At 36.9% G+C, this 12555-nt stretch carries 14 protein-coding genes; 12 read left to right on the top strand and 2 right to left on the bottom strand.

Annotation, left to right across the window (positions count from 1 at the left end):
• Positions 1-37 precede the first annotated feature (37 nt).
• The 9 genes from nadE (at position 38) to yajC (ending at position 7166) form a co-directional block, all read left to right on the top strand.
• Positions 38-778 carry an NAD(+) synthase gene (gene nadE / locus D8M05_RS03305; RefSeq protein WP_121128620.1) on the top strand — a complete coding sequence of 247 codons (741 nt, stop codon included), beginning with the start codon at positions 38-40 and terminating at the stop codon, positions 776-778.
• Positions 779-851: 73 nt separating this feature from the next.
• The gene (locus D8M05_RS03300) at positions 852-1385 is read left to right on the top strand and encodes a YhcN/YlaJ family sporulation lipoprotein (RefSeq protein ID WP_121128618.1); all 534 of its coding nucleotides are present in this window, start codon (positions 852-854) and stop codon (positions 1383-1385) included.
• 131 nt (positions 1386-1516) lie between these two features.
• Positions 1517-2251 carry a YebC/PmpR family DNA-binding transcriptional regulator gene (locus D8M05_RS03295; protein ID WP_121128616.1) on the top strand — a complete coding sequence of 245 codons (735 nt, stop codon included), beginning with the start codon at positions 1517-1519 and terminating at the stop codon, positions 2249-2251.
• 93 nt (positions 2252-2344) lie between these two features.
• Entirely contained in the window at positions 2345-2950 is a 606-nt protein-coding gene (gene ruvA, locus D8M05_RS03290; RefSeq protein WP_121128613.1) for a Holliday junction branch migration protein RuvA, read from the top strand.
• A gap of 506 nt (positions 2951-3456) precedes the next feature.
• Entirely contained in the window at positions 3457-4455 is a 999-nt protein-coding gene (ruvB, locus tag D8M05_RS03285; RefSeq protein ID WP_121128611.1) for a Holliday junction branch migration DNA helicase RuvB, read from the top strand.
• Between the two features lie 2 nt (positions 4456-4457).
• A complete protein-coding gene (locus tag D8M05_RS03280; protein ID WP_121128609.1) occupies positions 4458-4655 on the top strand; it encodes a DUF2905 domain-containing protein in 198 nt (65 codons plus the stop codon).
• A 35-nt stretch (positions 4656-4690) separates the two neighbouring features.
• Positions 4691-5719, top strand: coding sequence for a tRNA preQ1(34) S-adenosylmethionine ribosyltransferase-isomerase QueA (gene queA, locus D8M05_RS03275; protein ID WP_121128607.1), 1029 nt, complete (start codon positions 4691-4693; stop codon positions 5717-5719).
• A 15-nt stretch (positions 5720-5734) separates the two neighbouring features.
• Positions 5735-6874 (top strand): tRNA guanosine(34) transglycosylase Tgt, encoded by a 1140-nt coding sequence (gene tgt / locus D8M05_RS03270; protein ID WP_121128604.1) that lies wholly within the window; start codon positions 5735-5737, stop codon positions 6872-6874.
• A gap of 31 nt (positions 6875-6905) precedes the next feature.
• Positions 6906-7166 carry a preprotein translocase subunit YajC gene (gene yajC, locus D8M05_RS03265; RefSeq protein ID WP_121128603.1) on the top strand — a complete coding sequence of 87 codons (261 nt, stop codon included), beginning with the start codon at positions 6906-6908 and terminating at the stop codon, positions 7164-7166.
• Positions 7167-7263: 97 nt separating this feature from the next.
• Here yajC and D8M05_RS03260 read toward each other — a convergent pair whose 3' ends face one another.
• Together D8M05_RS03260 and spoVB are read right to left on the bottom strand one after the other, a co-directional pair.
• The gene (locus D8M05_RS03260; protein WP_121128601.1) at positions 7264-7644 is read right to left on the bottom strand and encodes a TIGR04086 family membrane protein; all 381 of its coding nucleotides are present in this window, start codon (positions 7642-7644) and stop codon (positions 7264-7266) included.
• A 98-nt stretch (positions 7645-7742) separates the two neighbouring features.
• On the bottom strand, positions 7743-9296 hold the full coding sequence (gene spoVB, locus D8M05_RS03255) for a stage V sporulation protein B (RefSeq protein WP_121128599.1): 1554 nt from the start codon (positions 9294-9296) through the stop codon (positions 7743-7745).
• Positions 9297-9408: 112 nt separating this feature from the next.
• Here spoVB and D8M05_RS03250 point away from each other — a divergent pair, with 112 nt between their 5' ends.
• The 3 genes from D8M05_RS03250 (at position 9409) to D8M05_RS03240 (ending at position 12505) form a co-directional block, all read left to right on the top strand.
• Entirely contained in the window at positions 9409-9708 is a 300-nt protein-coding gene (locus tag D8M05_RS03250; RefSeq protein ID WP_121128597.1) for a post-transcriptional regulator, read from the top strand.
• A gap of 106 nt (positions 9709-9814) precedes the next feature.
• Positions 9815-12085 (top strand): protein translocase subunit SecDF, encoded by a 2271-nt coding sequence (gene secDF, locus D8M05_RS03245; RefSeq protein WP_121128595.1) that lies wholly within the window; start codon positions 9815-9817, stop codon positions 12083-12085.
• Between the two features lie 99 nt (positions 12086-12184).
• The gene (locus tag D8M05_RS03240; RefSeq protein WP_121128593.1) at positions 12185-12505 is read left to right on the top strand and encodes a LapA family protein; all 321 of its coding nucleotides are present in this window, start codon (positions 12185-12187) and stop codon (positions 12503-12505) included.
• Positions 12506-12555 lie beyond the last annotated feature (50 nt).

Raw genomic sequence — 12555 nt, 5'->3', positions numbered from 1 at the left:
TTGTGGATATGTTATTTATACGAAAGGATGTATTCTAATGCAAAAACATGTAGAAGCAATTATCGATTGGTTAAGGAAGCAGTTAGAGGAGTCGGGTGCAAAAGGATTTGTAGTAGGTGTAAGTGGAGGGATTGATTCCGCAGTTGTTGCCAACCTTATTAAAAGAGCTGCACCTGAACATTCGTTGGGTGTTTTACTTCCGATTTATACGAAACCGGAACATCTTAAGGATGGAATAAGTGTAATTGAAAAATGTAGCATTGATTCATTAACACTAGACCTTACCGAAACGCATCAAAAGATGTATGCCCATATTAAAGACCAATTAAATGCAAAAGGTGAATTCCATGAAGCAAGTGAACAGCTTGCAGGTGCCAATTTAAGGGCTCGATTAAGAATGAGTGCATTATATACACTAGCAACCAACTATAATTATTTAGTTGTTGGAACGGATAATGCAGCAGAATGGTATACTGGCTACTTTACCAAATACGGTGATGGTGGGGTGGATATTCTACCGCTTGTTGATTTTACAAAAACAGAAGTAAGAGAAATGGCTAAATACTTAGAAGTACCAGAGGAAGTTATTACAAAGGCTCCAAGTGCTGATCTCTGGGAAAATCAAACAGATGAGGATGAAATGGGAACAACCTACGCGATTATTGATGCTTACTTAAATGGCGGGGATATTCCGCAAAAAGATAAAGAAATCATTGAAAACCTGCATAAACGTTCGGCGCATAAGCGCAACGGGTTGCCACAATTTAAACGTAGCTAGTAGTTTATTGCCTGAAATTTACTGAGTAAAACAGCCTCCCCAATGCAAACTATACATAAGGGAGGTTATATTTATGTATTTGAGGAAATTATTATTAGTCGGTCTAATTTTTATATTGACCGCTTGTGGAAATGATAATGCTGAAAGTGAAACGAAGCAGTATAATACACAACCAATTAATTACGATACGCCATTGGAACAGGATGGGAGTCTAGATCGTCAGGAAGAATCAATCGGAGAAAAGGGTGGCTATCCACAAAGTGAGCAAAGAGGAGTAAATGCTTCTGATTATGAAGGGGATTATACAGACCCGTTTACGAATGACGAAACAATATTCATTACGGAGGAACTGAGGAAAGACAAGGACATTATTCAAGCACAGGTAGCTTCAACAGATGATCGTATCATTGTAGCAGTGATGTTAAGAGAGTATTACAATGAGGCAGATACGGAAGAAATCAAAGAAAAGATCCGTCGAATTGTACCAGATATCGATAAGGAAATCATTGTATATACCGACGATATACACTGGAACAGGATGAAAGATTATGATGCAAGAAATGAATCACATGAAATAGGTGACAATATCGAGGAGATTTTTGAATAAAATATGGGTTCCCTAACAAATTCTCTTTGTCCGCTTTCCTTGACCTTTGCATCCTGCAAAGGTTTTTCCTTTTCTATCTTCCATTTATTTGGTATAGTTAGATAGGAAATTTACCCGAGAGGAGTATGCTTATGGCTGGTCACTCTAAATGGCATAACATACAAAAGAGAAAAGGCGCGCAAGATGCAAAAAGAGGGAAAATCTTCATGCGCCATGCAAAAAATATTTATACAGCTGCTAAACAAGGTGGTGGCGATATCTCAACAAATGCGCAGCTTCGGACAGCAGTTGATAAAGCAAAGGCAGATAATATGCCTAATGATAATATAGACCGTGCGATTAAAAAGGCAACAGGTAACCTTGATGGAGCAACTTTTGAAGAAATTACTTATGAAGGATATGGTCCAGGAGGCGTTGCGGTTATCGTTAATGTGTTAACAGATAATAGAAACCGCACAGCGGCAGATGTAAGACATGCCTTCAAGAAAAACGGTGGAAACTTAGGGGAAAATGGTAGTGTGTCCTTTATGTTTGATCGCAAGGGCTATATACTGATTACAAACGAAGACGGTGCGATAGACGAAGATGAGATTACAATGGACGCTTTAGAAGCTGGTGCCGATGATATTAGTACAGAAGATGGCGCCTATGAAATTTATACAGCACCAGAGAATTTCCAGGATGTAGTCAATTACTTAACTGACAAAGGGTATGAAATAGAGGAAAGTGAAGTAACACTCTTTCCGCAAAATTATAATAGCGTATCTGAAGAAGACGAAGAAAAAATGCATACACTAATAGAAACACTTGAAGATAATGAAGATACACAAGATATTCATCATAATTTAGAAGAATCGAATGAATAAAATGAACGAATGGACAAACTTCTATTTCTACAAAAGGAATAGAAGTTTATTCGTTATAAGGTATTATGTTAGAATGAGGAGAGGGGACTTAAGATGATTGCATATGTTAGAGGAATTCTTTCAACTATTCTAGATGAATCTGTAGTTGTTGATGTCGGTGGTGTTGGATATGAACTTGTTTGTCCCAATCCATTTGCATTTCAAGCATCTTTAGATGAAGAAATTTTAATTCATACATACCATTATGTTAGGGAAGATACGCAAACACTTTATGGTTTTAAAAATGAGGATCAGAAGTATTTATTTACAAAATTAATCTCGGTATCTGGGATTGGCCCAAAAGGTGCACTTGCTATTTTAGGTTCAGTAGACATGGAAGGATTTGTTTCTGCTATTGAGAGAGAAGACGATAAGTTTCTAACAAGTTTTCCTGGCGTAGGAAAAAAGACAGCAAGACAGATTATTTTAGATTTGAAAGGTAAATTGATACAGAAATTTACTGTAGCTAATCCAGAAGATAATCTCTTTAGTGATCGTCTAATGGATGAAAAAGCATTAAATGAAGTGCAAGAAGCGTTAAAATCATTAGGGTATGTGGATAGAGAAATTAAAGCCATTTTACCAGAACTACAAAAAGAAAATAATAAAAATGTTGATGAACTAATTCGAAAAGCACTAGCCTTGCTTATGAAAAAATAGGATTTTTGCACAAATTTTGTTTTATATGGCAATTAATATAAGTTGTGACGTGAAAGATATAAAATGCGCAATAAGTGCTTTGTTGATTTCCGCTCCGGGCTGCCAGTACGCGCACCTTAGGGCACGGCCTCAGCCTCCAAAGAAGCAAAGAGCGCTTCTTCTGGAGTCTTCAGACACGTGCTTTTCCCGCAGGAGTCGACTGGCTGCCCTCCGCTCCAATCAACCACATACTAGCAATAATATTATTAGTAAGTTGAATAGCACAATCCTAGTGGAGGCAATACACGTAGACTCCTGTGGGAGGATAGGCCTAGGTGAGACTACGTAGTGCGTTAGCACGAAGGAGGCTCACCAGCCGCCCACGGAAAGCGAAGTGTATTGCCGGAACGGTAGGACATACTTTTTCTCAAGTTACTGCGCATTTTATATCAACTACGTAGTAACCTTTGAGTAGTTAAATAAATTTCTAATAGAAAACAGTTGAAATTAAGAAGGGGGTGATTCAGGTGGATGAACGGATGGTAACAGGAGAATTACAAGATGAGGATCAAACGATTGAACAAAGTCTTCGCCCGACAACATTAAACCAGTATATTGGGCAAGACAAAGCGAAGGAAAATTTAAAGGTTTTTATTCAAGCTGCAAAAATGCGTGAAGAGCCACTTGACCATGTCTTATTATATGGCCCACCTGGATTGGGTAAAACGACATTGGCAGCTATCATTGCTAATGAAATGGGCGTTCAATTTCGTTCAACGTCAGGTCCTGCTATTGAGCGTGCCGGTGATCTTGCTGCTATTTTATCATCTCTTGAACCAGGCGATGTCTTATTTATTGATGAGGTACACCGGCTACCACGAACAGTGGAAGAAGTATTATATCCGGCAATGGAAGATTTCTTCCTAGATATTGTTATTGGGACAGGCCCTAGTGCAAGATCTGTTCGTATTGATCTTCCACCATTTACATTAGTTGGTGCAACAACAAGAGCTGGACTATTATCCGCACCACTCCGTGACCGGTTTGGTGTGTTAAGTAGATTAGAGTTTTACGAAACGAAAGACTTATGCTCCATTGTCGAAAGAACTGCAGAGATTTTTAATACGTCGATAACAAAGGAAGCTGCGTTAGAGGTTGCTAGAAGATCAAGGGGTACACCAAGAATTGCTAATAGATTACTCAAAAGGATACGTGATATCTCTCAAGTAAATGGGGAAGTAGCAATAAGTCTAGCTTCGACTAACACTGCACTCGAAATGTTACAAGTAGATGATGCAGGACTAGATCATACGGATCATAAGTTCTTAAAAGGGATGATTGAAAGTTTCAATGGGGGGCCAGTTGGGTTAGACACAATTGCTGCAACCATTGGTGAAGAATCACAAACGATTGAAGACGTTTATGAACCTTATTTATTGCAAATTGGTTTTATTCAGCGGACACCAAGAGGAAGAATAGTTACTGCGAAAGCATATCAACATTTTGGTCTGAGGTGGCATGAGTAAGCATGAACTTGGGAAAACTTTTTATTGTAATAGGTATTATTTTCCTTGTTATAGGCATCATTTGGAATTTTATAGGGAAATTACCTGGAGATATTCGTTTTCAAGTAGGAAATTTTTCTTTTCATTTTCCAATTGTCACCTCCATTGTTGTTAGCGTCATTTTAACAATTGTTTTGTCTATTTTTACGAGTTCACGTTAAAGGAGAGCTTTAGAGAAAAGTTAGGAGATAGCATCATGAATATAGAGGATTTTGATTTCCATTTACCAGAGGAGCTTATTGCACAGACACCATTGAAGGACCGAGCCTCTTCACGGTTAATGGCACTAAATCGGGAAACAAAAGAAATCAAGCATCAACATTTTTCAGATATTAAGAATCATTTGAAAGAAGGAGATTGCCTCGTTCTTAATGATACGAAGGTCCTTCCAGCAAGATTGTACGGTGTAAAGAAGGACACAGGAGCCAAGATTGAAGTATTATTACTTCATCAAGAAGAAAAGGATACATGGGAAGTACTAACGAAACCAGCTAAAAAAGTAAAGGTTGGTACAGAGCTAGTCTTTGGTGATGGATTGTTAAAGGCTACTTGTAAGGATTATAAAGAGCATGGTGGACGTGTGCTTGAGTTTTCCTATGATGGAATTTTCTATGAAGTTCTAGACCAATTAGGCGAAATGCCGCTCCCACCATACATTAAAGAACAATTATCAGAAAAAGACCGGTATCAGACGGTTTATGCAAAAGAAGAAGGTTCTGCTGCAGCGCCTACTGCTGGACTCCATTTTACAAACGAATTACTAGAAGAGATACAGGAAATGGGTGTCACAATCGCATTTATCACGTTGCATGTTGGACTAGGAACTTTCCGACCAGTAAGTGTAGAAACAATTGAAGCGCATAAAATGCATTCAGAGTTTTATCATATGAGTAAAGAGACAGCAGAAACGCTTAACAAGATAAAAAAATCAGGTGGTCGAATTATCTCTGTTGGGACAACTTCAACGAGAACACTTGAAACGATTGCAAGAGATTATGACGGTAAATTTGTAGAGACTAGTGGGTGGACCGATATCTTTATCTATCCTCCATATACGTTTAAAGCAATTGATGGTTTAATTACGAATTTCCATTTACCCAAGTCTACACTTATTATGCTAGTTAGCTCTTTAGTTGACCGTGATACGATATTAAAAGCATATAATGAAGCGGTGAAGGAACGCTATCGTTTCTTCAGCTTTGGCGATGCGATGTTAATTCTTTAGAAGAGGACGAATGATATGACAGCAATTACGTACGAATTAATTAAAACCGATAAACAAACAGGTGCAAGGCTTGGTAGGGTTCATACACCTCACGGTTCCTTTGATACACCAACATTTATGCCAGTTGGGACACTTGCAACGGTAAAAACAATGAGTCCAGAAGAATTGGAAAATATGGGTGCGAAAATTATCCTTTCCAATACTTACCACTTATGGCTAAGACCTGGAGAAGAAATTATTCGTGAAGCAGGTGGACTTCACAAGTTTATGAATTGGGACGGAGCAATTTTAACTGATTCAGGTGGTTTCCAAGTGTTTAGTCTAAGTGACATGAGGGAAATAAAAGAAGAAGGCGTTCATTTTCGTAATCATTTAAATGGTGATAAACTTTTCTTATCTCCTGAAAAAGCGATGCAAATTCAGAATGCATTAGGTTCGGATATTATGATGGCTTTCGATGAGTGTCCACCATACCCTGCTACACATGAATACATGAAGAACTCCGTAGAAAGAACGTCACGCTGGGCAGAAAGATGTCTGACTGCACATGAACGTAAAAACGATCAAGGTTTATTTGGCATTGTACAAGGTGGAGAATTTGAAGATTTAAGAAAACAAAGTGCAAGGGATTTAGTTTCACTCGATTTTCCTGGGTACGCTGTTGGTGGGCTTTCAGTTGGTGAACCGAAAGATGTGATGAACCGAGTACTTGACTTTACAACACCATGGTTGCCAGCTAACAAGCCTCGTTATTTAATGGGAGTAGGTTCACCAGATTCCTTGATTGATGGAGCAATTCGTGGTATAGATATGTTTGACTGTGTGTTACCGACAAGAATTGCTCGAAATGGAACATGTATGACTTCAAATGGCCGACTTGTTGTTAGAAATGCGAAATATGCGCGTGATTTTAGTCCAATTGATGAAAATTGTGACTGTCATGTTTGTAGGAATTATACAAGAGCATACATTAGACATCTGATAAAATGTAATGAAACGTTTGGTTTCAGACTTACTACTTATCATAATCTACATTTTCTGTTAAAATTAATGGAGCAAGTACGAACTGCCATTAGTGAAGATCGACTTGGGGACTTTAGAGAGGAATTCTTTGAACAATACGGTTTAAATAAGCCGAATGCAAAGAACTTTTAAAGTATATTTTAAGAGAAGGGAGGAATAAAGAATGGAAATGTTAGTTTCATTGGCACCAATTATATTAATGTTTGTTATCTTCTATTTTCTATTGATTCGTCCACAACAGAAACGACAGAAGAAAGTTCAAGAAATGCAAACCAACCTACAAAAAGGTGATGAAGTAGTAACGATTGGCGGCTTTCATGCTACGATTCATGCGCTAGATGAAGGTACGATTGTTCTAATTACTGAAAATGGTACAAAGCTTACGTATGATCGTTCTGCGATACGTGAAGTGAAGCAACGTTAATCTTTTATCAAACTTGAGGTTATATGTAGCTTAAAAATTACATAGAAAACCAGTAAAAGAAGTTAATCTGAGTTGATTAACTTCTTTTTTAAATAGATTACTCTTTTGCATCCCCAACAATATTAACGCCTACTACACCACCTATGAGTGCTGCAAACATATAGCCTAAATGATGAAGGGATTGTTCTAAAGAAAATCCTTGCTGATACCCAAGATACTGGACAAGAAATGTGAAAAGGGTAAATCCAATACCTGTTATTCCTCCTATAATCCAACCTTTTGTTTTCCCTTTCAATCCTGATATGAGGCCACCGATAAATAATGATAAAATACCAATGACTAATGCAATCCACGATAACAGGTTTTCATCTAGTGTAGTCACCCGTAATAAAAAAGCGATGATTACACTTGAAATAAGTATTAGGCTTAATACAATAATCCAACCAAATAATAGAGCATGAAACAACTGCCTACGCATCATATTCCCCCTCTTATTAAACAAGCTCTTACTATAACTTTATTCATGTTCTTTCAAAAATAGAAGAAAATATTTGTACAATCTTTATGTGCAAAATCCTATCTCAACCATTTTTGAATAATTGGTATTTGCTTCAATTCATCTTTCGTAATAAATCGTAGACCAAATAGAAAAATAATATAAACAGCACAGATTAGAATAAGTATGAATAAGAAAATAAATAGGTTTTGCTCCATCCCTGTATAGATGTTTTTAAAGAAACTCCCAACTCCAAAGGTTAATAGAATCAGAATAATCATTTTACTTATATCTATAAATGGAATCGTATATTGAATTGCTTTTTGTAGTGTGATCAAATGTAATAGTGTGATCAAGACGACACTGACACTCATCCCTATAGCTACACCCATAATTCCGAAATCTGGATTTGACGCAAGTAGAAAAAGAACAACAAATTTTACTACTGCACCAATAAGACTATTCCACATTGCGGCTCTTGCTAAATCGAGTGCTTGCAATGCAGCCTGAAGTGGGGATTGAATATATAGCAGTAGATAGAATGGTGCCATTAAGACAATGAATTGACTAGCGTTTGCTGTTCCGTACATATACGTTAGGATCTGCACTGCAAATAATGAAATCACAACAGTAGAAACCGCACCAGACGCAAACGAAATTCGAATCGATTGATGGATTCGGTAATGGATGAGCTTTTGGTTGTTTTTTGCTTCTGCTTCTGAAATAGATGGTACCAAAGCGATTGCTAGTGAATGGGTGATAAATGTCGGTAAAAATAATAGAGGGATGACATATCCAGTTAATTCCCCGTATTGCTTTGTTGCTGCTTGAGCTGTAAATCCAGCAATTGCCAAACTTTGTGCTACGATGATTGGTTCTAAGAAATTTGATATCGAACCAATCATACGGCTCCCAGTACTTGGTAGTGAGATAGATAATAATTGCTTTAATGTATCTTTACTAGAGGCTAAATATGCAAAGAAGTTCGTCCGGATTTTAATTTTCTTTTTTCGTTTAAAGTGATGAATCATGTATAATAGTGAAATGAATTCACCAAGGATTACACTGAACATCGCACCTGCTGCTGCATATTCTACCCCAAACGGTAGTAACAAGTTAATAAACAAGGCAACACAGGTGATCCGTACAACTTGTTCGATAACTTGGGCAATACTTTGTGGCTTCATGTTTTGTTTCCCTTGAAAATAACCTCGTAATACAGCTGAAATTGCGGTAATTGGTACAATAGGGCTTATTGCTATCAATGGTAAAAGTGTGCGTTCGTCAGTAAGTAGAGTACTCGCAATAAATGGTGCGCCAAGGATCATAAGAACGGTAAATATGATACTCGTTATGGAAGTTATAACTAATGATACAATGAGTATTTTTTTCACCTTTGCTTGGTCTCCAATTGCATCTGCTTCTGCTACACGTTTAGAGATGGCGATAGGTAGTCCAAGTTGGGTTAAGGTCATCGCAAGAAAAAGAGTTGGGAGTGCCATCATATATAGCCCTACACCTTCTTCACCCATCAGTCTTGCTACAACAATTCGATTAATAAATCCGAGGAACCGGGTAATCATTCCAGCTAGTATAAGAATGAGTGCACCCTTTATAAATGTTTGTTTGGCCATTTATGTCGACCTGCCTTCTCAAAAAATAAAAAATCATATACAATGATATATATGCTAATCATGTGGCCAAGCATGACAAGAACTATAAAACTCCGAGAATAGGAGGGGAAATATGGAAATTGTACAAACTGTTAATGATTGGAAACCAATGGTACAATCGGTATTAGAAAGCAAATCAATTGAATTCAAGGCGCTTGGTTATTCCCAAGCAAATGCTGAGGATATTTGGAAATGTCTTGTAGAGAAAGTGTGGAAAGGGAACCCTGAAAGACGGATTCATGAAATTGTTCAGGATATCTTCCGTCTTGGATCAAGTATTTATCTTAGTTATTTAACGACCCAATCTTATCAGGATAATGATTTAATGGCTTCTATTGTAGCGTTAACAGGTCAAAAAGAAGTAGAGAAGTAGTATTTTTACATAATGAATGTTGGTTAAATGACAGCTTTGAATATTACACACTAGGTGAAGAAATAATTTTGAGCGTTCGGGTAAGATTAAAGGAGGAAATTTCCATATGAAAAAGAGAGGCAGAATTGTTGCCTTTTTCCTTGTCGTAATACTATTCGCACTAACAATCGGTACAACGACAACAGGAATTACGAAGGACATTAATTTGGGTTTGGATCTTCAAGGTGGATTCGAGATTTTATATGAAGTAGAACCTGTGGACGAATCACAGGAAGTCACGAGAAGTTTAATGGAAGGCACTGTTCAAACATTAAACGATCGTGTGAACCGGCTTGGTATTAGTGAAGCTGTAATTAATATTGAAGGTGAGAATAGAATACGGGTTCAGCTTGCTGGAGTGGAGGACCAAGCTGAAGCTAGAGAGTTAATTGGGACATCTGCACAGCTTTCCTTCCGTGATGTCAATGATAATGAGCTATTAAGTGGAACAGACCTTAAAGAAGGCAGTGCTTCACAAGATTTCGATCCAAACACCAATCAACCAATTGTATCGTTACAATTGAATGATGCAGCTAAATTTGGTGATGTAACGAGCAGGATCAAGAATATGAATGATCCTGAAACAATCTATTCCGATAATTTATTAGTCATTTGGATGGATTTCATGGAAGGAGATTCCTTTTCTGAAGAGTTTACAAAAGAAAATCCAAAATATATATCTGCACCAGCTGTGAGTGAAACGTTAAACACATCTGATGTTATGATAAGTGGAAATTTCACCGTTGAATCAGCACAACAACTAGCTGACATCATTAATTCTGGTTCACTACCAGTACATATGACAGAAATTTATTCAAATTCAGTTGGTGCTCAATTTGGTCAGCAGGCATTAAATGAAACAGTCATTGCTGGACTTATCGGTGTTGGAATTATTCTATTATATATGATAGCTTTTTACCGCTTTAGTGGTTTAATTGCAGCAATCAACTTAATAATCTACACATACTTGGTTATTTTAGTATTCGAATTAATGAATGGTGTATTAACATTATCAGGTATTGCGGCACTAATCCTTGGTGTTGGGATGGCAGTCGATGCAAATGTCATTACATTTGAACGAATAAAAGAAGAATTACGAACTGGTAAATCTGTAAAAGCGGCATTTAAAGCAGGGACGAAAAACTCCCTTTCAACGATATTTGATGCAAATATTACAACATTAATTGCTGCAGGTGTTTTATTCGTTTTTGGTACAAGTTCTGTAAAGGGCTTTGCTACCATGTTAATTATCAGTATTTTAGTTAGTTTTATAACTGCTGTATATGGTACGAGACTTTTACTTGGACTATGGGTTCAAAGTGGTGTATTAACGAAACGTAAGACTTGGTTTGGTGTGAAGGAAAAAGATATTAGAGATATTTCCGATAATACGGAGGAAACGCCTAAAGTATTTAAACGAGAAGTGAAAGTTGTAGAAAATAGGAAGAAATACTTTGTTACTACTTCAGCCATTGTTATCTTGGGAATCGTTTCTTTCTTGGTATTCCAAATTAATCCTGGGATCGACTTTACGAGTGGAACAAGAATAGAGGTCGTTTCTGATACTAGTTTAACGGAAGAAGAGGTGGAAGCAGGTTTCAATACATTGGAATTAAATCCAACATCCCTTGTTCTTTCTGGAGATAATAATGAAGTGGCTGTATCCAGGTTCGATACTGTACTTTCAGACGATCAGGTTGCTGAGGTTCAAAGTCATTTTAGGGCAGAATATGGACAAGATCCAACTGTCAGTGTTGTTTCGCCAATCGTTGGGGAAGAACTAGTGAAAAATGCCATCTATGCTGTTGCGATTGCTTCTGTTTTCATGATTATCTACGTAACGATTCGATTTGAGTTTTTCTTTGCGTTGACAGCGTTAATCGCCTTGTTGCATGATGTATTTATTATGCTAGTCGTATTTAGCATTATGCAAATTGAGTTTGATATTACAATTATTTCAGCGTTGCTTACCATCGTAGGGTACTCCATCAATAATACGATTGTAATATTTGATAGAATTAGGGAAAACATCCGTCTGAAGAAGCGTGTGAAATCTTTTAAAGAACTCGCGGCTATTGTGAATAAAAGTTTTGCCCAGTCCTTTACAAGAAGCATGAATACATCAATTACAACATTGATTGCTGTCTTTGCATTTTTAATCTTAGGTGCATCTTCTATTACTAGTTTTGCATTTGCTTTAGCTATTGGTTTAATTGCTGGTACTTACTCTTCGCTATTTTTAGCAGCGAGCATATGGGTTGTATGGAGAGGAAAGTCAGTTAATAGGAAACCACTTGATTTTACAAAGAAAAAACGAGTTGAAGGACCGCAAGTATAATATAATATAACCCCTGTTACAATTTTCGTAACAGGGGTTAATTTTTTTCGTTAGTATGGGTATTTTAAACATATCTGGTGTTTTAAGGAGAGGAATAAAGTGAAAGGTCAAACATATGTAATTTTGGCTATTGTTTTTGTTATTATTGTTGCGGTATTTGCGATTATGAATGTAGCACCTGTAGAAGTGGATTATTTATTCTGGTCAGGTGAATCACCACTTATTCTCGTTATTCTGTTTTCTGTATTAATGGGTGGAATTATTACTGCTGCAGTTGGTGCTGTAAAGATGTATCAATTGAAAAGAGAAATAAAGAAATTAAAATCAGAGAATATAGAGTTGAACAATAAACTAGAAGAACATGGATTGAATCTTGAAGAAATAGAAACGGACAAAAATCAAACAGAAAATACGAATTAAATTTTAATGATTGGTATGGAAACCTTATTTGCTCCCCTAGCTAAACTCTA

The organism is Oceanobacillus bengalensis, from assembly GCF_003628445.1.
Lineage (GTDB): Bacteria > Bacillota > Bacilli > Bacillales > Amphibacillaceae > Oceanobacillus > Oceanobacillus bengalensis.
The sequence above is the reverse complement of the archived record's forward strand: the minus strand, read 5'-3'. Positions and strand labels throughout refer to the sequence as shown.